Annotated in this window: 28 protein-coding genes; 20 read left to right on the top strand and 8 right to left on the bottom strand. The window is 57.1% G+C overall.

The annotated features are described in order from the left end of the window. Positions 1-23: 23 nt before the first annotated feature. The gene (locus AC2FIM_RS16980; protein WP_271951393.1) at positions 24-386 is read left to right on the top strand and encodes a response regulator transcription factor; all 363 of its coding nucleotides are present in this window, start codon (positions 24-26) and stop codon (positions 384-386) included. Here the strand turns inward: AC2FIM_RS16980 and AC2FIM_RS16975 are convergent. Continuing rightward, positions 368-1357, bottom strand: coding sequence for a glutathione S-transferase family protein (locus AC2FIM_RS16975; RefSeq protein WP_271951390.1), 990 nt, complete (start codon positions 1355-1357; stop codon positions 368-370). The genes AC2FIM_RS16980 and AC2FIM_RS16975 overlap by 19 nt on opposite strands. 212 nt (positions 1358-1569) lie before the next feature. On the opposite strand from AC2FIM_RS16975, the gene AC2FIM_RS16970 reads away from it, so the two are divergent. Continuing rightward, positions 1570-1923, top strand: coding sequence for a hypothetical protein (locus AC2FIM_RS16970; protein WP_142639206.1), 354 nt, complete (start codon positions 1570-1572; stop codon positions 1921-1923). A gap of 35 nt (positions 1924-1958) precedes the next feature. Here AC2FIM_RS16970 and AC2FIM_RS16965 read toward each other — a convergent pair whose 3' ends face one another. Beyond that, positions 1959-3131, bottom strand: coding sequence for a MalY/PatB family protein (locus AC2FIM_RS16965; RefSeq protein WP_496708270.1), 1173 nt, complete (start codon positions 3129-3131; stop codon positions 1959-1961). Between the two features lie 94 nt (positions 3132-3225). On the opposite strand from AC2FIM_RS16965, the gene def (AC2FIM_RS16960) reads away from it, so the two are divergent. The 5 genes from def (AC2FIM_RS16960) to AC2FIM_RS16940 are packed head-to-tail and all read left to right on the top strand — an operon-like array spanning position 3226 to position 5633. After that, positions 3226-3744: a peptide deformylase gene (gene def / locus AC2FIM_RS16960; protein WP_271951383.1), complete on the top strand. Its 519-nt coding sequence runs from the start codon at positions 3226-3228 to the stop codon at positions 3742-3744. Next, entirely contained in the window at positions 3741-4235 is a 495-nt protein-coding gene (def, locus tag AC2FIM_RS16955; RefSeq protein ID WP_496678766.1) for a peptide deformylase, read from the top strand. Before def (AC2FIM_RS16960) ends, def (AC2FIM_RS16955) begins: the two co-directional genes overlap by 4 nt. Before the next feature lie 2 nt (positions 4236-4237). Further along, the gene (gene fmt / locus AC2FIM_RS16950) at positions 4238-5152 is read left to right on the top strand and encodes a methionyl-tRNA formyltransferase (RefSeq protein ID WP_496678768.1); all 915 of its coding nucleotides are present in this window, start codon (positions 4238-4240) and stop codon (positions 5150-5152) included. A 6-nt stretch (positions 5153-5158) separates the two neighbouring features. Next, positions 5159-5395: a hypothetical protein gene (locus AC2FIM_RS16945; protein WP_271951377.1), complete on the top strand. Its 237-nt coding sequence runs from the start codon at positions 5159-5161 to the stop codon at positions 5393-5395. A gap of 1 nt (position 5396) precedes the next feature. Continuing rightward, entirely contained in the window at positions 5397-5633 is a 237-nt protein-coding gene (locus AC2FIM_RS16940) for a GlsB/YeaQ/YmgE family stress response membrane protein (protein WP_271951375.1), read from the top strand. 7 nt (positions 5634-5640) lie between these two features. Here AC2FIM_RS16940 and AC2FIM_RS16935 read toward each other — a convergent pair whose 3' ends face one another. The 6 genes from AC2FIM_RS16935 to AC2FIM_RS16910 all read right to left on the bottom strand — a co-directional run bounded on the left by AC2FIM_RS16935 (position 5641) and on the right by AC2FIM_RS16910 (position 9468). After that, entirely contained in the window at positions 5641-6270 is a 630-nt protein-coding gene (locus AC2FIM_RS16935) for a trimeric intracellular cation channel family protein (protein ID WP_142639216.1), read from the bottom strand. After that, complete coding sequence (rnhA, locus tag AC2FIM_RS16930; RefSeq protein ID WP_142639217.1) at positions 6267-6734, bottom strand: ribonuclease HI; 468 nt, start codon at positions 6732-6734, stop codon at positions 6267-6269. The genes AC2FIM_RS16935 and rnhA overlap by 4 nt, the downstream gene beginning before the upstream one ends. Next, positions 6727-7311: a class I SAM-dependent DNA methyltransferase gene (locus AC2FIM_RS16925; protein ID WP_281973504.1), complete on the bottom strand. Its 585-nt coding sequence runs from the start codon at positions 7309-7311 to the stop codon at positions 6727-6729. The genes rnhA and AC2FIM_RS16925 overlap by 8 nt, the downstream gene beginning before the upstream one ends. Next, complete coding sequence (locus AC2FIM_RS16920) at positions 7308-7760, bottom strand: DUF3429 domain-containing protein (RefSeq protein ID WP_496678771.1); 453 nt, start codon at positions 7758-7760, stop codon at positions 7308-7310. Before AC2FIM_RS16920 ends, AC2FIM_RS16925 begins: the two co-directional genes overlap by 4 nt. Beyond that, complete coding sequence (gene ispH / locus AC2FIM_RS16915; RefSeq protein WP_496678773.1) at positions 7757-8707, bottom strand: 4-hydroxy-3-methylbut-2-enyl diphosphate reductase; 951 nt, start codon at positions 8705-8707, stop codon at positions 7757-7759. Before ispH ends, AC2FIM_RS16920 begins: the two co-directional genes overlap by 4 nt. A gap of 191 nt (positions 8708-8898) precedes the next feature. Next, a complete protein-coding gene (locus tag AC2FIM_RS16910) occupies positions 8899-9468 on the bottom strand; it encodes a LabA-like NYN domain-containing protein (RefSeq protein ID WP_142639223.1) in 570 nt (189 codons plus the stop codon). 140 nt (positions 9469-9608) lie between these two features. Between AC2FIM_RS16910 and folK the strand changes: the two genes are divergently transcribed. The 13 genes from folK to AC2FIM_RS16845 all read left to right on the top strand — a co-directional run bounded on the left by folK (position 9609) and on the right by AC2FIM_RS16845 (position 19310). Then, a complete protein-coding gene (gene folK / locus AC2FIM_RS16905) occupies positions 9609-10178 on the top strand; it encodes a 2-amino-4-hydroxy-6-hydroxymethyldihydropteridine diphosphokinase (protein ID WP_496678776.1) in 570 nt (189 codons plus the stop codon). Positions 10179-10272: 94 nt separating this feature from the next. Next, positions 10273-10626 (top strand): DNA-directed RNA polymerase subunit omega, encoded by a 354-nt coding sequence (rpoZ, locus tag AC2FIM_RS16900; protein ID WP_142639234.1) that lies wholly within the window; start codon positions 10273-10275, stop codon positions 10624-10626. A gap of 26 nt (positions 10627-10652) precedes the next feature. Next, positions 10653-12785, top strand: coding sequence for a RelA/SpoT family protein (locus AC2FIM_RS16895; RefSeq protein ID WP_142639236.1), 2133 nt, complete (start codon positions 10653-10655; stop codon positions 12783-12785). Between the two features lie 16 nt (positions 12786-12801). After that, entirely contained in the window at positions 12802-13500 is a 699-nt protein-coding gene (locus AC2FIM_RS16890) for a DUF2062 domain-containing protein (protein WP_142639238.1), read from the top strand. Next, positions 13493-14239, top strand: coding sequence for a pyridoxine 5'-phosphate synthase (locus AC2FIM_RS16885; RefSeq protein WP_142639241.1), 747 nt, complete (start codon positions 13493-13495; stop codon positions 14237-14239). Before AC2FIM_RS16890 ends, AC2FIM_RS16885 begins: the two co-directional genes overlap by 8 nt. After that, the gene (locus AC2FIM_RS16880; protein WP_271951355.1) at positions 14236-14859 is read left to right on the top strand and encodes a LysE family translocator; all 624 of its coding nucleotides are present in this window, start codon (positions 14236-14238) and stop codon (positions 14857-14859) included. The genes AC2FIM_RS16885 and AC2FIM_RS16880 overlap by 4 nt, the downstream gene beginning before the upstream one ends. Positions 14860-14940: 81 nt before the next feature. Continuing rightward, the gene (locus tag AC2FIM_RS16875; RefSeq protein ID WP_281973501.1) at positions 14941-15405 is read left to right on the top strand and encodes an ABZJ_00895 family protein; all 465 of its coding nucleotides are present in this window, start codon (positions 14941-14943) and stop codon (positions 15403-15405) included. Between the two features lie 3 nt (positions 15406-15408). After that, complete coding sequence (gene acpS, locus AC2FIM_RS16870) at positions 15409-15828, top strand: holo-ACP synthase (RefSeq protein WP_271951349.1); 420 nt, start codon at positions 15409-15411, stop codon at positions 15826-15828. A 57-nt stretch (positions 15829-15885) separates the two neighbouring features. Then, entirely contained in the window at positions 15886-16725 is an 840-nt protein-coding gene (lepB, locus tag AC2FIM_RS16865) for a signal peptidase I (protein WP_271951346.1), read from the top strand. Then, complete coding sequence (gene rnc / locus AC2FIM_RS16860) at positions 16722-17402, top strand: ribonuclease III (protein WP_496678783.1); 681 nt, start codon at positions 16722-16724, stop codon at positions 17400-17402. Before lepB ends, rnc begins: the two co-directional genes overlap by 4 nt. A 201-nt stretch (positions 17403-17603) precedes the next feature. Continuing rightward, positions 17604-18512 (top strand): GTPase Era, encoded by a 909-nt coding sequence (gene era, locus AC2FIM_RS16855; RefSeq protein WP_271951341.1) that lies wholly within the window; start codon positions 17604-17606, stop codon positions 18510-18512. Further along, positions 18509-18838: a DUF1491 family protein gene (locus AC2FIM_RS16850; protein ID WP_142639253.1), complete on the top strand. Its 330-nt coding sequence runs from the start codon at positions 18509-18511 to the stop codon at positions 18836-18838. The genes era and AC2FIM_RS16850 overlap by 4 nt, the downstream gene beginning before the upstream one ends. 148 nt (positions 18839-18986) lie before the next feature. Next, on the top strand, positions 18987-19310 hold the full coding sequence (locus AC2FIM_RS16845; protein WP_271951337.1) for a SemiSWEET transporter: 324 nt from the start codon (positions 18987-18989) through the stop codon (positions 19308-19310). Positions 19311-19366: the final 56 nt, after the last annotated feature.

Here is a 19366-nt window from a genome sequence, read left to right as displayed (position 1 = left end):
TAAATGTGCCGAGGTTGTTGAGAATGAATGTATTGATTGTTGAGAGTAACCCCGATTTAGGTCGGGTTTGGAAAAGGCATCTTGAACGCCAGGGTGCCGATGTCACGCTTGTGGCCGGTCAGGAGGATGCAATCCTCGCCCTGTATGGGGCCGAGTTTGAAATCATCGTTCTGGATTTGGTGCTGGAGACCGGCAGCGCTTTGGCCGTGGCAGACTTTGCCAGCTATCGCAGGCCCGAGGCCCGTGTGATTTTCGTGACCAACACCACTTTCTTTTCGGATGGCTCGATCTTTGCCCATAGCCCGAATGCCTGCGCCTATGTGCAAAGCGGCACGCCGCCAGAGGATCTGGCGGCGATGGTTGAGCATTACGCGGCGGGGCGCTGATCGCGCCCATGGGGCTCCAGATAGTTCAGGATCGGGTTCGTCGGGATGATCCGGTGCGGGTTAATGCTCTCATGGCTGTAGTGATAGTGGCGCACGATATGGTTTAAGTTCACGGTCCGCGCAACACCCGGCCACTGGTACAGCTCGCGGGTATAGGCCCACAGGTTGGGATAGTCGATCAGACGCCGCCGGTTGCATTTGAAATGCAGATGGTAGACCGGATCAAACCGGATCAGCGTGGTGAACAACCGCCAGTCGGCCTCGGTGATGCGGTCGCCCATCAGATAGCGGCTGGTGGACAGCCGGTCTTCGAGCCAGTCCAGCGTGTCAAAGAGCGGGCCAACGGCTGCGTCATACGCCGCCTGGCTGGTGGCAAAGCCGGATTTGTAGACCCCGTTATTGATGTCGGAATAGATGCGGGCATTGACCTGTTCGATTTCGTCACGCATTGCCTCGGGCCAGTAATCATCGGTGTTCCCGGTGATCCCGTCAAAGGCCGAGTTGAACATCCGGATGATTTCCGAACTTTCGTTCGAGACGATGGTTTCCTGTTCCTTGTCCCACAGGATTGGAACGGTTACGCGCCCCGAATAGGTCGGGTCAGCCTTGGTATAGATTTGGTGGGCATAGTCCATTCCGTACAGTACGTCGCCCGCCGCCCCGTGTTCGTCGGTTGCAAATGTCCATCCCTTGTTCAGCATGTCTGGGTGTACGACCGAAACCGGGATCAGATCGGACAGCTCTTTCAGTTCGCGGAATATCAGTGTCCTGTGGGCCCAGGGGCAGGCATGGCTGACATAAAGATGGTACCGGTCAGGTTCGGCTTTGAAGCCGCCCGTGCCCGAGGGTCCGGCGCTGCCATCAGCGGTCAACCAGTTGCGAAATTGCGCCGCGCTACGCTTGAAGGCGCCGCCTGTGGATTTGGTATCATACCATGTGTCGTGCCATTTGCCGTCGACCAATAGGCCCATGCTTGAATCCTCCGTAATGCGGTTTCCCGGAACATACGCTTTGAAGGGGACTGATCCTATGCGAGCCGCCGCGCATTGTGCCTGCGTTTTCGCACAGGTTGGAATGGGATTTCCGTGCAACAGATTTGGATTCGACCGCGTTGAATGATCGGCTTCACTGGATTTTTACAGTCTACGTTCCAAAATAGAGTCCGCTGCGGGGGAGTTTTGATATGAGTACCTATGTTTCCAAAGAAATCAGCGCCGAATTGGATGCTGCGCGAATCGCGAGTCTGAAGAAAACCAGCCGACTTCGTGTCGAATTGGGTGACAATACCTACAAAATTCTCCGATTGTGGAAGGATGGCTTCACCGTAGAGGCCGCGACCACGCCTCGATTGCGCGGTTTGGTCGATATCTACGATGGCGCGCGTCACTTATATCAATGCCTGATCATTGCCGATGAATGTGAGGCAGGCGAAATGCGTTATGAATTCAAGCGCAGCACGGCCGCCTCCGACAAGGCCCCATTGGATTTCTATCGATCTCCGGACGCGCCCATCGCGCTGCTTGGAAACAAGGACTAGGCTTTTGCCCATCGGGTCTGCCGATGGGCATCCCGCTATTGCAGATCGGAAAACGCGTGTTTCAGCCGTTTGCTGGCCTCTTCAACACGCCCGCGTTGCGTCGCAAGATTGAACCGCTCGAATGTCTCTCCGCCCGCACCAAAGCCGGGGCCGGGCGAGGTGGCGATTTTTGCATCCTCGCGCAGACGCCGGGTAAATTCTGCGTGGTCCATTCCGGTGCCCGAGAAATCAATCCAAGCCAGATAGGTTGCCTGTAAGGGCATTGACCACAGGCCAGGGATTTCTGCGATTGCAGCGTCAAAGATTTTTCGGTTGCTATCAAGATGGGCGATCTGTTCATCCACCCAAGCGGCCCCTTCAGGCGAATAAGCAGCGGTGATCATTGCGACTCCCAATGCGCTGGGATCATAATCCAGTGTCTGGATTCGGCGGCGCATCGCGGCGCGCAGGTCCGGGTCGGGAATGATCATATTCCCCGTCCGTTGACCTGCGATGTTGAAGGTCTTGGACGCTGCAGTCAGTGTCACGGTCCAGGGCCGCGCATCCAGCGCGGCGACATCCATCGGAACAAAGGTCGTGCCGGGATAGACCAGATCGTGGTGAATCTCATCCGATACCAGAATAAGGCTGTTCCGTTCCGCAAATGCCGCGACTGCGCGCAATTCCTCTGGCGTCCAGACCCGGCCCGAGGGGTTCTGAGGCGAGCACCACAAAAGCATCTTCTCGGTTCCATCCAGCCGCGACTGCGCGTCTTCCAGATCAAGGCCATAGCCGTCGCCGTCGCGCATCAAGGGGCATTCCACCACGCGCCGACCCGACTTGTTCACCTTATGTGCAAACTCATGGTAGACGGGTGTAAAGATGACCACTCCGTCGCCCGGACTGGTCCAGACATCGAGGCAGAGCGCAATCGCATTTCCCAGACCCTGCGACGTCAGAATCCAATCAGAATCGATCTCCCACCCGTGGCGGTTCTTCATCCACCATTGGACGGAATTCAGGTAGTCCGGGTGCATCCAGGAATATCCGAAAACACCGTGATCCGCCGCGTTACGCACAGCGTCGATCACACAAGGCGCCGTAGAATAGTCGGAATCGGCCGTCCACATTGCCAGACCGTCATCCGGCGAAAGGCCATACAGCTTTTCAAGCTTGTCCCATTTCGAACTGTTGGTGCCGCGGCGGTCGATCAGGTCGTTGAATGTCATATCTGCTCCATCTGTCCGGATGAAAGCTAGCCGCATATTCGGCAGGTGCAAGGGGGGCGTTGCGGCTTAGGGCGTGATGGCCTAAATCAACCTCATGAAACGCAATATACTGATCCATCCCGACCCCCGCCTGAAAAAGATCTGCTCTCCCGTAGTGGATCTGACGGACGAATTGCGCCAGCTGGCTGATGACATGCTTGAGACGATGTATGATGCGCCTGGTATCGGGCTGGCAGCGCCTCAGATTGGGATGCTGGACCGGCTGATCGTTATGGACTGTGTCAAGGAAGAGGGCGAGGCTCCACGCCCGCTGATTATGTTCAATCCCGAAGTGGTCGCGTCGTCTGACGAGACGAATGTCTATGAAGAAGGTTGTCTTTCGATCCCCGAACAATTCGCCGAAGTCACGCGCCCAAAGGTCGTGGACGTGGCTTGGATCGATCGTGATGGCAACGCGCAGCGGGAAACATTCGATGGCCTTTGGGCAACCTGTGTCCAGCATGAGATTGACCACCTGAACGGGAAGCTGTTCATCGACTATCTCAAGCCTATGAAACGCCAGATGATCACCCGAAAAATGCAAAAGCTGAAACGCGAGCAGGCGCGCGAATGACCGTTCGTACCTGCCTGCCATGGCCTGATAAGCGCCTGCGGACCAAAGCCGAAGATATCACCGAAATTACTGACGAGGTTCGTGCCATCTGGGATGACATGATCGACACAATGGAGGCGATGCCCGGCGTGGGCCTTGCCGCACCGCAGATCGGCGTCATGCTGCGGCTGGCGGTGGTCGATGGCTCGACCGAGCGGGGGCGGGCTGTGCTGCTGGCAAACCCTGAGATCCTGCACAGATCGGTCGAATTGCGCGAGCATGAAGAAGCCAGCCCAAACTTGCCTGGCGTGTCGGCCAAGGTGAAACGTCCCCGGGCAGTGACGGTAAAGTTTCTCAACGAAAAAGGCATCATCGACCGCCGTGACTTTGTCGGGATCGAAGCCACCAGCGTGCAGCACCAGATCGACCATCTAAACGGGCAGATGTATTTCGACAGGCTCAGCAAGGTCAAACGCGACATTCTGCTGCGCAAAGCTAAAAAGCTGGGGTAGGCATGCGGCTGATCTTTATGGGGACACCCGATTTCTCGGTTCCGGTGCTGGACGCGCTGATTGATGCGGGGCATGAGGTTGCCGCCGTCTACTGCCAGCCTCCGCGCCCAGCGGGCAGAGGCAAAAAGGATCGTCCAACCCCCGTTCATGCTCGGGCCGAGGCATTGGGACTGACCGTTCGGCATCCGGTCTCATTGAAATCGGCGGAAGAACAGGACGCCTTTGCCGCGTTGAATGCGGATGTGGCTGTCGTCGTGGCCTATGGCCTGTTGCTGCCCCAACCGATTCTGGATGCGCCATCGCAGGGATGTCTGAACATTCATGCAAGCCTGTTGCCGCGTTGGCGCGGGGCCGCTCCGATCCATCGGGCGATCATGGCGGGTGATGCGCAGACCGGTATTTGCATCATGCAGATGGAGGCTGGTCTGGATACCGGGCCAGTCCTGTTGCGGCGGGCCACCGACATTGGTGCGCGGGAGACCACAGGGCAGTTGCATGACCGGCTGTCCGAAATGGGCGCTTCTCTGATCGTCGAGGCACTGTCCAAACTGCCGAACCTGACGCCCGAGCCTCAAACCGACGACGGCGTGACCTATGCCGCCAAGATCGACAAGGCTGAGGCGCGTGTTGACTGGGCCAGACCCGCGGTCGAAATTGACCGTCAGATCCGTGGCCTGTCCCCCTTTCCCGGCGCCTGGACCGAGATGAATGGCGAGCGGATCAAGCTGCTTGGTTCCAAATTAGCTGAGGGGCAGGGTGTTGCAGGAGAGGTTCTTGACGACCAACTGAAGGTTGCCTGTGACGATGACGCGATCGAGCTGCTGCGCTTGCAACGGGCGGGTAAAGGGGCGCAGGATAGGGAAACTTTTCTGCGGGGGTGGCCGATTGCCGTTGGTACCCGCCTGTCATCGGAGTAGGCCGCCATGTTCATGATCCTGATGGGGACTGTCGTTATTGCTGGGATTGTCGGCTATCTGTCCGAGAAATCCGGCTTTACCCATAATGGCATTCTGCAGTCGATCATCATCTGCGTAGGTGGTGCATTCCTGTTCTATTTCGTGCGCATCATGTTCGGGGTCAGCTTTGGCCCGCCCGGTCTGGATGCAGTGCTGTCCTCTGTCGGGGCGCTGATCATCGTTCCGACCCATTGGAGGAAGTGACATGCCCCTCATCGCCCTGATCGTCATCGGCGCCGCTGCGGGTTTTCTGGCCACCCGCCTGATGCGGATTGAGGCAGATATTCCCACCACCATGCTGATCGGTATCATTGGTGCCTTGGTAGGTGGGTTTCTCCTGCGGGCATTGGTCACGATGATGGGCTGGCTGTCCGGGTTCATCGGCGCTGTGCTGGGCGCGCTTCTGGTGATCTGGATCTGGCAGACCTATATGCGCCGCTAAGCCTTGATCAAGGGCGACTGCGTGGCGGGCGGCTTTTGTAGACGGGCAGTTTCCAGCCGAACAGCAGCGATCCTGCCCGCAATGCCCAGCAGATCAGGGCGCAGGCGGCAAGCACGGTCAGCTCCTCGAACCCCATCCGTTTGGCAATAACGGCCGCTACCGAGCCTGCAAGGGCGCAAGACACATAAAGCTCACCCTGTTTCAGCACCAGCGGAACCTCGTTGCAGACCACGTCCCGCATCAGGCCACCAAAGCATCCGGTGGTGACACCCATCAACACCACGATCGTGCCGGATTGGTCCAAGGATAATGCGACGCCCGTGCCGGCAGCTACTGCAATGGACAGGGCGAAACTGTCCAACCAAACCAGCCAGTTATATCGGCTTTCGACCAGATGGGCTGTAAAGAACACAAGCACCGCCGCACTGCAGGCCATCAGGACATAGCTGGGCTGGCCAACCCAGAACACCGGATTCCGATCCAACAGCAGGTCACGCACCGTGCCGCCGCCAACGGCGGTCAGGCAGGCGATAAAGGCAAACCCTACAAGATCAAGCTGCGCGCGACTGGCGACCAATGCGCCAGTCAGCGCAAAAACCAGAACCGAGGCATAATCGAGCAGGTCCAAACCGCTCATGTCTGTGCCTTCTTTGGTTTGAATGGGGCCATGCCTGCGCGGGCAAGTTCATCGGCCTTTTCGTTTTCCGGGTGACCCGCATGGCCCTTGACCCATTCCCAAGTCACATCATGGCGCATCTGCGCCTCATCCAGCCGTTGCCACAGATCGACATTCTTAACCGGCTTTTTGTTCGAGGTCTTCCAGCCATTCTTTTTCCAGCCGAAGATCCAACCGGTGACGCCGTTTTTCACATAGGCGCTGTCAGTGATTACGGTGATTTTAGAGGCACGTTCAAGCGTTTCAAGCGCGCTGATCGCGGCCAGCAGTTCCATTCGGTTGTTGGTGGTTTCAGCTTCGCCGCCGCTCAGTTCACGCTGTTTCAGGACGGTGTCGCCTTCCATTGCACGCAGCAACACGCCCCAGCCACCCGGGCCTGGATTGCCGGAACAAGCACCGTCAGTATAGGCAAACAGTTCAGGCATGGGCCAGCACCAGAATGAAGCCATCGTAAGAACCCGCCAGACCTTTGCCGATCCCGGTCCTAATCCCGTCGATGGTAAAGCCGGCATCTGCCAGGGCCTCCTCGATCTCGTTCTGCGAGAAGTAGCTATAATAGCGATCCAGATGATCGCGATGTTCGCCCGTGCCCAGTTTGAGGCCCAGGAAAAAAACGCCCTGCGGTTTCAGCGCCCGGTGGATGGCCGCCAAATGGCGTGGGAAATCCTTGCGAGGCGCGTGCAGCAGCGAGAAGCTGGCGTAGATGCCGTCATATGCGGCCACTTCGGTCACGTCGTCGAAAGTACCCAGATGCGCGTCCACGCCATTGGCACGCGCATAGTCAACAAAAGCGGGCGTCGCATCCAGCGCATGCACGCTCAGGCCCTGGCGTAGAAAGAACGCGCTGTCTGACCCGGGGCCCGAGCCCAGATCCAACACATGCCCCTTTCCGACGGCATCGACAAATTCCTGACGCGATGTCAGCTGCTCCGGTGGTAGAGGAACCTTGAGGTATTCGGCCACGTTGTTGGTATAGGCGTTGATAGTTTTGGGATCGCTCACAGATAGACTCCGACGGCAAGGCAGGCCAATACGACTGCGGTCAGCAAAATGCGCAACCGCATCCACCAGACTGGTGTTAGCCGCCAATACGAAAAGATGGCATCCAACACCAGTAGCCCGCCAAACCCCCACATCAGATTTGTGCCAGTGCTGACAGGCCCGCTGCCGGTTTTCAGAAAGGCCCACAGGGCGGGTAATGTGGACAGCGCATAACAGGTCGCGGCCTTGCTGCCAGAGGTTTTACTGGAAAACCCCCACAGCACGCCGGACATAAAGCTGAGGATGATCGCCCCATAATACAACTGGATATACGGACCGACAAAACGTGCGCCCAGCGCCTGTCGGCCCCAGTCGTTCAGATCGCCGTTCAGATAGGTCAGCGCGCCCCAGATGAAGGGGATCAGCCCGGCCAACCCCAGAAACAGCGGCGCCCTTGGTATGCCACTCATGCGGGTTGGCGCAGGACGCGCGGGACTTTGAATTCGACATTCTCGGTCGCTGTTTCGACCATCTCGACCGTCACATCGTAATGCTGTCTGAACGCATCAATAACTTCGTTGATCAGAACCTCGGGGGCAGAAGCGCCTGCTGTCAGAGCGATCGAAGAGATACCTTCGAGTGCGCGCCAGTCGATGTCGGTCGCGCGCTGCACCAGTTGGGCATAGCTGCATCCAGCGCGTGCCGCGACCTCGACCAAACGGCGTGAGTTAGATGAATTCGGCGCCCCCACAACCAACAGGGCATCGGACTTCCGGGCCACAACCTTGACTGCTTCTTGCCGGTTGGTTGTAGCGTAACAGATATCTTCTTTGTGAGGGCCGACGATAGATGGAAATCGGGTCTGAAGCGCTGCAATGATATCCTTTGTATCGTCAACCGACAGGGTCGTCTGAGTGACAAAGGCCAGTTTGTCAGGGTCGCGGACCTGGACGTCTGCGACGTCTGCAACGGTTTCGACCAGCAAAACCTCTCCTTCCGGTAGCTGTCCCATCGTTCCGATAGTTTCGGGATGGCCCTTATGTCCGATCATGATCATCTGCAGCCCGGCTTCGGCGTGGCGCTGTGCTTCGACATGGACTTTGGAGACCAGCGGGCAGGTGGCGTCGACATAGACCATCTGGCGCTGCGCCGCCGTCGCGGGTATCGATTTGGGAACCCCGTGCGCCGAGAATATTACCGGGCGATCGTCGGGGCAGTCTTCCAGTTCATCGACAAAGATCGCACCTTTGGCGCGCAATCCATCGACCACGAATTTGTTATGGACAATCTCGTGCCGAACATAGACCGGGACGCCCCATTTCTGCAGCGCCATCTCGACAATCTTTATGGCCCTGTCGACACCAGCACAGAACCCGCGCGGGGCGGCAAGATAGAGGGTCAGGGGGGGCTTGGTCATGTCGCGTTCTCCTTACCGACACAGGTAAGTCTTTTCACGGCCATGGTCCAGTCAGGACAATGTCATTGATCCGACATGGTTCAATGCTAGCCAATAGGTGTTTTCAGCACCTGATCTTTGTTTAAAAAGCGCGGCCAGGGTTTCCCCTGACCGCGCTTATTTTCAACCGAGTTTGCTTTGGGGCCAGGTTATTACCCGCCTGCGGCAACGGTGCGCGGTTCCATCGGCATTTCGCGCGGCGGGCGACCGATCACGTCGCGGAGATCTTCCAGCTCGATGAAGTTGTCGGCCTGGCGGCGCAATTCGTCCGAGATCATGGGTGGCTGGCTGCGGATGGTCGACACCACAGAAACGCGTACCCCCTGACGTTGCAGGCTTGCAATCAGCGGGCGGAAATCCCCATCGCCGGAAAACAGCACGATATGGTCTACACGTGGTGCAAGCTCCATGGCATCGACGGTCAGTTCGATATCCATGTTACCTTTGACTTTCCGACGCCCCATGCTGTCGGTGTATTCTTTTGCCGGTTTCGTAACCATGGTGAAGCCATTGTAATGCAGCCAATCAACCAGTGGACGGATGGGCGAATACTCGTCATTTTCAAGTAGCGCTGTGTAATAGAAAGCTCTGAGCATCTTACCGCGGCGCATGAATTCCTGGCGCAGCAGTTTATAGTCAATGTCAAACCCCAGTGCTTTTGCGGCTGCATAAAGATTCGAGCCGTCGATGAACAGCGCTAGCCGTTCGTCTTTATAAAACATAAATAGGTCCTTCCGGTACAAATCAGCGCGCTGCGTGTTACGTGAGTGAGTCTTGGGAAAATACAGCGCATTGATATCCCCATAATTAGGGGTTTTATGGTGTATCGCAAGTATGCAATTCGCCGAATATAGGGAGTAGGATGCGCAAAACCACCTCAAAAGCAGTGCTTGCCCTCGGTGCAAATCTCAAAGTGAGAGGTTTTGAGCCCCATCTGACGCTACGGCATGCCATTGAAGCGATTTTGCGCCAGGGGCTGTTGATTCGGGCTGAAAGCCGCTTTTATGCGACCCCTTGTTTTCCTGAGGGCGCGGGCCCTGACTATGTGAATGCGGCCGTGTTGATCGAGACTGAAAGGTCACCCATTGAGTTGCTGCAGATATTGCATGGAATTGAACATGATTACGGGCGCGAGAGGATTCAGCGCTGGGGAATGCGGACGTTGGATCTGGACCTGGTCTGTTACGATGATCTGGTTCTGCCCGACCGCGAGGTTTTTCAAAGCTGGTTATCGCTGCCGCCCGAAGATCAGAAACAGCAGGCGCCGGATCAGTTGATCCTGCCGCACCCAAGGGTACAGGATCGTGCGTTTGTGCTTGTTCCCATGGCGGATGTTGCCCCGAATTGGCGGCATCCGATACTGGACCTGACCGTCAGGGAAATGCTTGCGGGGCTTCCTTCGGACGATATTGCGGCAGTTACCCCGTTATGATTGGTGCATTTGCAGCATTTCCTGCTTGTCAAGGCAGGGATTCGCCCTTAGATAAACCTCTTCCTGACATGGATTCAGTAACGGAGAGCGCCCCATGGCCCGCGTGACGGTTGAAGATTGCGTAGACAAGGTTCCGAACCGGTTTGAACTGGTGATGCTTGCCGCCCATCGTGCGCGCGAGATTTCCGCCGGTGGTCCGATCACCGTTGACCGTGACAACGACAAAAACCCGGTTGTTTCTCTGCGTGAGATCGCTGACGAGACCCAGAGCGCTGACGAGCTGCGCGAGCGGCTGATCGAGGCCAACCAGACCCAAATCGAGGTCGACGAGCCCGAAGAAGACCAGATGGCGCTGCTGATGGGTGCGGAAACAGACAAGCCTGCGGATGACGACATGTCCGAAGAAAAGCTGCTGCGCGCTCTGATGGAGGCTCAAGGCCAGGGGTAATCCCCACAAATGAAGGTGCGGACCGGATGATTTCTGCTGAAGACCTGATTGCGCTGGTCCGCAACTACAATCCAAAAACGAATGCAGACCGCATTGCCAAGGCGTATGAGTTCGGCAAGCAGATGCATGATGGGCAATTCCGCCATTCTGGCGAGCCCTATTTCACCCACCCTGTTGCCGTTGCCGCCATCCTGACCGAACAGCGTCTGGATGATGCGACTATTATCACGGCGCTGCTGCACGATACGATCGAAGACACCAAGGCCAATTACGGCAAAGTGTCTGAGCTGTTTGGCGAAGAAGTCGCCAAGCTGGTTGATGGGGTCACCAAACTGACAAACCTTCAGCTGTCCAGCCGCGAAACCAAACAGGCCGAGAACTTCCGCAAGCTGTTTATGGCGATGTCCAAGGATTTGCGGGTCATTCTGGTCAAGCTGGCAGACCGTCTGCACAATATGCGCACAATCAAGGCGATGCGGCCCGAAAAGCAGATCGTCAAAGCGCGCGAGACGATGGATATCTACGCGCCGCTTGCAGGCCGTATGGGTATGCAATGGATGCGGGAAGAGCTGGAAGACCTCGCCTTCCGCGTTCTCAACTCTGAAGGCCGACAGTCCATCATCCGCCGCTTCATCACGCTGCAGCGCGAAACGGGTGACGTGATCCACCGGATCACCGGCGACATGCGGCACGAACTTGAAAAGGCCGGGATTGAAGCCGAGGTTTTTGGCCGTGCCAAGAAACCCTATTCGATTTGGCGTAAGATGCAGGAAAAGGACCAGGGGTTCTCGCGTCTGTCCGACATTTACGGGTTCCGCATCATTACGCAAAGCGAAGAAGACTGCTATCGAACCCTTGGCGCGATCCACCAGCGTTGGCGCGCCGTGCCGGGGCGGTTCAAGGATTATATCAGTCAGCCGAAATCGAACGGTTATCGGTCGATCCACACCACCGTTTCAGGCCGTGACGGCAAGCGGGTCGAGGTTCAGATCCGCACCCGTCAGATGCATGATGTCGCCGAAACCGGCGTGGCCGCGCACTGGTCCTATCGGGATGGCGTGCGTTCGGAAAACCCCTTTGCCGTCGACCCGGCTAAGTGGATCGCCAACCTGACTGAACAATTCGACAGCGAAGAGGATCACGAGGATTTCCTCGAGGCAGTCAAGCTCGAGATGTATTCGGACCAGGTCTTTTGTTTCACGCCTAAGGGGGACGTGGTGAAACTGCCGCGTGGTGCGACGCCGATTGACTTTGCCTATGCCATCCACACGCGCATCGGGCACGCCTGTGTAGGGGCCAAGGTTGATGGTATTCGCGTGCCACTTTGGACCCGGATCAAAAACGGTCAGTCGGTGGATATCATAACAGCTGACGGTCAGACTCCCCAAGTCACGTGGTTGGAAATTGCCGTCACCGGCAAAGCCCGTACAGCCATTCGTCGCGCCCTGCGCGAGGTTGACCGAGAGCGGTTCATCAAGCTGGGCAAAGAACTCGCGCGATCGGGATTTGAACATGTCGGGCGCAAAGCGACCGACAAGGCGCTGGACACTGCTGCCAAGCATCTGCGCCTGAAAGACCGGCATGAGCTGCTGGCGCGCCTGGGCAGTGCAGAACTAACTGCCCATGATGTGGTCAGCGCCGTCTACCCGGAACTGACGCAAGATGATGGTGATGCCATTCCGATGCGCCGGGCCGTGATCGGTCTTGAGCCGGGGCAGAAGTTTGACCGCGCCCCTTGCTGCCAGCCATTGCCGGGTGAACGGATCGTCGGGATCACTTATCGCGGCAAAGGTGTTGTCGTGCATGCAATCGACTGTGATCGCCTGAGCGAATACGAGAGTGAGCCCAAACGCTGGGTCGATCTGCACTGGCACTCGGGAACTCACCCGGCTGTTTACGGGGCAACGATTGATGTTACGATTGGCAATGACGCAGGTGTGCTGGGTCGCATTTGTACATTGATCGGCGAGAAAAAGGCCAATATCTCGAACCTAGAATTTGTGGATCGCAAACCGGATTTTTACCGCCTGCTGGTCAACGTAGAGCTGCGCGACCTTGAGCAGTTGCATTCGTTGATGTTGATGCTTGAGGCCGAAAGCGATGTTGCAGCGGTTGAACGTTTCAGAGACAGAGCTAAATCCGCAGTTGCGGCTGGCTGAGAAGGGGTGATCAGGAGTGGTATTCAAGCGCCGAGATCGACGCTCGCCTGTCCAGATCGCATCGGAATTCGTCTATCCTCGTGGTGGCTGGACCCGGGCCTTTCACTATGTGAAACACCGCGTCCGGCGATTGCCGGATTCACCTGAACGCATCGCCCGCGGGGTAGGGTTTGGAGTGTTTGCGGCCTTTACACCTTTTTACGGGCTGCATTTTGGCATTGCCGCCCTGGCTGCGCGATTGTTCAACGGCAATATGCTGGCTGCACTCAGCGGTACGTTTTTCGGAAACCCTTTGACCTATGTGCCCATCGGGGTGGTTTGCCTTCAGACCGGGCATTTCCTGTTGGGCACCGAGTTTGAAGAGGGCGACACCCATGGGCTTATGGGGAAGTTTGCCAATGCGATCGGTGATCTCAAAGACAACCTGATTGCAGTATTCACTGACCGGGTAGCTGACTGGCACGGGCTGGGAATTTTCTACGACGAGGTTTTCTTTCCGTACCTGATTGGCGGCATTCTTCCCGGATTGCTGGCTGGGGTGGTTTGCTACTATCTCAGCCTGCCGCTGGTCCACACCTATCAGCAACGGCGTCGCGACAGGATCAAAAAGAAGTTTGAAGAAATCAAACGTCTGGCTGAATCCGAGGCTGCCGTTCCAGAGTCAAACCAACTAGGCTCGAGCCAGGATTTGGGAAAGGAATCAAAGGATGTCTGAGAACCGTTTGCGTCTCGGTGTGAATATCGACCATGTGGCCACAGTGCGGAATGCACGTGGTGGGGTCTATCCCGACCCTTTGCGCGCGGCCACGCTGGCCGAGCAGGCCGGTGCAGATGGCATTACTGCCCATCTGCGCGAAGATCGCAGGCATATTTCGGACGCAGATATTGACGGGTTGATGGAGGTTCTTTCGGTACCTCTGAATTTTGAAATGGCAGCCACGCCCGAGATGCAACAAATCGCTTTGCGCCATAAGCCGCACGCGGTCTGCATCGTCCCCGAAAAGCGCGAGGAACGGACCACCGAAGGCGGGCTGGAAGTCGCGCGCGAAGAAAACAAACTGGCCCATTTCATTGCACCTTTGCGTGATGCGGGCTGTCGCGTGTCGATCTTTATCGCCGCCGACCGTCGCCAGATCGAGGCCGCGCATCGCATCGGCGCCGAAGTGATCGAACTGCACACAGGCGCCTATTGTGACGCCCATGCCGAAGGCAAACTGGATGAGGCAGCGCAAGAGCTGGAAGGCCTGCGCGACATGTCCGCCTTTGCCCATTCGCTTGGCCTCGAAGTGCATGCCGGACATGGTCTGACATACGACACGGTCAAACCTGTCGCTGCTTTTCCCGAGGTGCGCGAGTTGAACATTGGTCACTTTCTGATTGGCGAATCGATCTTTTTGGGCATGACCCCCGCCATTCAGGAAATGCGCCGCCTGATGGATGAGGCGCGGGGATGATAACCTCGGGTTTCATAGCAATCTGGATCGCCTGGTTGATGGCCGGAGGCTCACCCGGTCCGGCAACCATGGGCATCGCCGGAACTGCAATGAACGAAGGCCGCCGCGCCGGTCTGGTCTTTGCACTGGGCATCTGTGCTGGGTCCGCTGCCTGGGGCATCGCCGCCGCGCTGGGCCTGTCGGCGATCATGCTGGCCAATGTCTGGGTGTTCGAAGTGATCCGCTATGTTGGTGTAGCCTATCTGGGCTGGCTGGCGCTCAAGGCCCTGAAACGGGCGCTGTCGTCGGATGAGATGGCGTTGGGCAACCCGGTCACCGGCTCGCTACGCACCATCTTTGCCAAAGGTGCGGCGATCCACCTGACCAACCCCAAGGCGATCCTCAGCTGGGGCTCGATCTATGCCATCGTTGCCCCGAATGACGCCAGCTTGTCGATGCTGCTTGGCTATTTCGGCCTACTTTACGCGGGCTCGCTGCTCATTTTCATCAGCTATGCATTCCTTTTCTCTTCCGAACGCACAGTCCGCGCCTACCGTCGCGCCCGCCGCTGGTTCGATTTTGCCTTTGCCGGGTTCTTTGGGGTGGCAAGTTACAAGATTTTGACGGTGCGGTTGTCGTAAACGTTAGCTCTTAGTTCACAAGCCGACGCTTCGGGCGTTGAATATGTATCTGGAACACAAAATCAGGATATCAGAGTTACCATGAAGAAGACCAATCTGGCGCTCTACACAGTATTGCTTTTCGGAATTCGAATGGCTTTCCCGGCTTTAGCGATCCTTATCGCGATGTTTCTAAATTACGAAATCGGATCATCCGGAATCTCGATAATCGCTCCAATGATTGCGGCAATGATTGTAGGCCAGCAATACGGAAACAGGTATGGTGAGTTGATACCGCAATCAGAAGTGACCAGATTTGCACGCAGGGCGATCTTTGTTGCAATTGCAGCAGAAGCTATCACGTCACTAGTGTGGGGATACTTGTTGATGGGTGCTGAGTTTATTCAGTTTCTTTCATCGGTTGCACAAGCTGACGGCAAAATCTTGATGGTCGCGGTAATTCTCTTTCTTTTTGTTCTCACTTATTTCGTGAATCGGTGGTGTGTGCAGATGGGCGCGAAGGGGGCGTTAAAGTCCAGATTAAGAAAAACACAACTCGGGAAATAACCTTTGATCCTAGGCATCGGCACAGACCTCGCAAACATAGACCGCATTCAAGGCACGCTCGACCGGTTTGGTGACCGGTTTCGCAACCGTGTTTTTACCGACATCGAACAGCGCAAGGCCGAACGCCGCCACGACACCGCGGGCACCTATGCCAAGCGCTGGGCCGCGAAAGAGGCGTGCTCCAAGGCGCTGGGCACCGGGCTTCGTATGGGGATTTCCTGGAAGGACATGGCTGTCACCAACCTTAAAACCGGCCAGCCAGTGATGCATGTGACCGGTTGGGCGGCGGAACGGCTCAACGATATGACCCCCGAGGGTCATGCGGCGATCATCCACGTCACCCTAACCGATGACCACCCCTGGGCGCAGGCCTTCGTGGTGATCGAGGCGCGCCCAATTCGCGAACGCAGCGCTCTGTCTTGACTAACCCCGCCGCGCCGCGCATGTAGCACCCCAACAAACCAAGGACCGGAGAGCAGTATGGCCGAGGACGTCAAAACCGGAAATCCCGTGTGGGAGACGATCAAAACCATCGTCTATGCGCTGTTGATCGCGGGCGTTTTCCGTACCCTGTTCTTTCAGCCGTTCTGGATTCCGTCAGGGTCGATGAAACAGACCCTGTTGATCGGGGATTTCCTGTTCGTCAACAAAATGGCCTATGGATATTCCTATGCCTCTTGCCCCAGTCTGATCATCCCCAGCGTCGGCCTCAATATCGACGCCGAGGATGTTTGTGGCTGGATGCAAAGTGATGACAACACCCGTATTTGGGCCGGCGATCCCGAGCGCGGGGATGTGATCGTATTCCGTCATCCGGTAACGGGCCGCGATTATATCAAACGCCTGATTGGCCTGCCCGGCGATCGTATCCAGATCATCGAGGGCCAGATCATCCTGAACGGTACTCCGGTTCCGCAGCAACCCGATGGCGTCTTCACCGAGGTCGCGGCGCCGCAAGGTCCGCAAGGGTTGCGCCCGCGCTGTGAAAACGGCCCGGTTGGCCGTGGTGGCGTGTGTGAGAAATCCCGCATGATCGAAACCCTGCCCAACGGGGTGTCCTATGATGTGCTCAATATCGGTAATCAGGGGTCGGACAATACCGGCGTCTATACAGTGCCCGAAGGCGAATACTTCTTTATGGGCGATAACCGCGACAATTCCAGCGACAGCCGCCTGCCGCAATCGGCCGGGGGTGTCGGATATGTACCCTATGAAAACCTGATTGGTCGTGCAGATCGCATCATGTTCTCCTCCGCTGGCCGGTCGATGCTGTTCTTCTGGACCTGGCGCGGAGACCGTTTCTTTAAGGCCGTGAATTGAAGCTATCCGCCGAAATAAAGGCGTTTCAAAAGCGTCTAGGGTATGAATTTGCCAACCCCGAGCTGTTGGTGCGCGCGTTGACCCATGGATCGGTATCCTCGGCTACGCGCCCGGACAACCAGCGGCTCGAGTTTCTGGGCGACCGGGTGCTGGGTCTGGTGATGGCGACGGCCTTGCTGGAGGCGGACAAAAAGGCCAGCGAAGGTCAGCTTGCACCCCGGTTCAATGCGCTTGTGCGCAAAGAGGCCTGTGCAGATGTGGCGCTGCAGATTGATTTGGGTGCTGTACTGAAACTGGGCCGGTCTGAAATGCTGTCCGGTGGGCGGCGCAAACAAGCTTTGCTTGGCGACGCGATGGAGGCGGTCATCGCTGCAGTTTATCGCGACGCCGGGTTCGAGGTCGCCAGCGCCGTTATCCTAAAACTCTGGGGTGATCGCATCCACGATGTCGAGGCCGACGCCCGTGACGCCAAAACGGCGCTTCAGGAATGGGCGCAGGCACGGGGCCAGAAACCGCCCAGCTATGTCGAAGTCAGACGCTCTGGCCCGGACCATGCGCCGGTCTTCACCATTGCTGCGCGTCTTCAGGACGGGGCAGAAGAGCAGGCAACAGCAGGGTCAAAGCGTCAGGCCGAACAGGCGGCTGCCAAGTCGTTGCTGGACCGTTTGCAGAATTAGTCTACCGGGTAAAAATAGTCGGTCTCCTGAGGGCTGGCCGGAAATGCCTATCGGTCGAACCCGGGTCATTTCGGTGACGGGTCGCCCACCATACCCCACCCAATGCCATCCTGAACGCATGTGCCAAAGCTGCAAATCGCTCTGGTCCGCTGCCTCTTTCTGCGATAGGGAGGCCCATCTGCAAACAGGATCAAACCCCAGATGACGACACGCGCCGGATTTATCGCCCTGATCGGAGAGCCCAACGCAGGCAAATCCACCCTTCTGAATCGCATGGTCGGGGCCAAGGTCTCGATCGTGACACATAAGGTTCAGACGACCCGCGCCCGCATCCGGGGCGTGGCGATGGAAGGAGATGCACAGCTGGTCTTTGTGGACACGCCGGGCCTTTTCAAACCGCGCCGCCGTCTGGATCGGGCAATGGTGGCCGCCGCATGGGGCGGGGCCGCGGATGCCGATGTGGTTGTCCTGATGGTCGAAGCGCATCGTGGCATTACCGAGGGCGTAGAGCGCATCCTTGAAGGTCTGAATGAGATCGGGCAGGGCCGCACCGTCGCGCTGGCCATCAACAAGATCGACAGGGTGCAGTCCGAAGTTTTGCTGGCCCTGACCAGCGACCTCAATTCGCGCTACGCGTTTGCCGAGACCTTCATGATCTCGGCCGAGAAAGGCCATGGGGTTGACGATCTGCGCAAATGGCTGGCAGGCGAATTGCCCGAAAGCCCGTGGCTGTATCCCGAAGACCAGATCGCTGATCTGCCATTGCGTATGATTGCGGCGGAAATGACACGCGAAAAGCTGACCCTGAGGCTGCATCAGGAACTGCCCTATCAGCTGACCGTCGAGACCGAGAATTGGGAAGAGCGCAAGGACGGGTCGGCAAAGATCGACCAGATCATCTATGTCATGCGCGACGGCCATAAAGGTATCGTTCTGGGCAAAAAGGGCGAGACAATCAAGGCCGTCAGCCAGGCGGCCCGTGCCGAGCTGGAAGAGTTCCTTGATCGCAAGATCCACCTGTTCCTGCAGGTCAAAGTCCGGCCAAACTGGCTGGAGGAATCTGAGCGCTATTCGGAAATGGGTCTGGAATTCAAAGACGGAAACGCATGACGCGACTGACGGCAGACTTCTGGGTTCACGCCTATCTGGCACGGTTGCGATTTCAGGAAATACCGGCCTTTGTTGTGGCCCATGGTGACGACACAGCCGGCGCGGTTTTGATCAAGCTCAACACGTTGGACGGTCAGGCCACAGCCTTTCAGCGCAGCTTTGATCTGATGAGCGGTGAGCGCAAGTGGGTTGAACTCTCCTCTGGTCCCGAGGTCGATGTGGACGAGGCGATCCAACGCCAGCGCAGCTTTGACCCTGACCTCTGGGTGATAGAGGTCGAAGACCGGCAGGGGCGCCATTTGCTGGGTGAGGACGGTCTGGATTAGCGGTACTAGCACAGACGCGGTGCAGGCCTCTGCCAAAGTTATGGCATAGGTCTTGGTAAGACGGTCCATTTTCGCTATTTGTACGCGTATTTAACGGATGGTGCGGAAACGGGTCGTTGCAGCCTATGACAAGGATAGAGGTCTTACGTTGGCTGAAACAATTGGTCAGAAGTTCATAAAGTCAAACCTTGGTCTTGTGATGAAGCACTTCGAGGGCTTCATGGTATTTGTCGGCATTTTAGGCCCATTTGCCACGCTTCCACAGCTTGTGAAGCTCTTCTTTACCCACTCTCAACATGCGTCGGGCCAATCGCTGTTAACATGGTCGCTCTATGCGGCGTTGTCTTTGCTTTGGTTCATCTACGGTCTGATCGTCAAGAAGTTGCCCATCTATGTTGGCAACGGCATTTCTATGGTGCTGAACCTTCTTATGGTCCTGGGCATCCTGATCCACGCGGGGGTCACGTTCTGACTCAATAGGTCGTCGATTTCCCTGTCTCTCTTGCAGTGGTCCCGGCTTTGCGTTCT

It is taken from the genome of Ruegeria sp. CDSC052, from assembly GCF_059610685.1.
The sequence above is the reverse complement of the archived record's forward strand: the minus strand, read 5'-3'. Positions and strand labels throughout refer to the sequence as shown.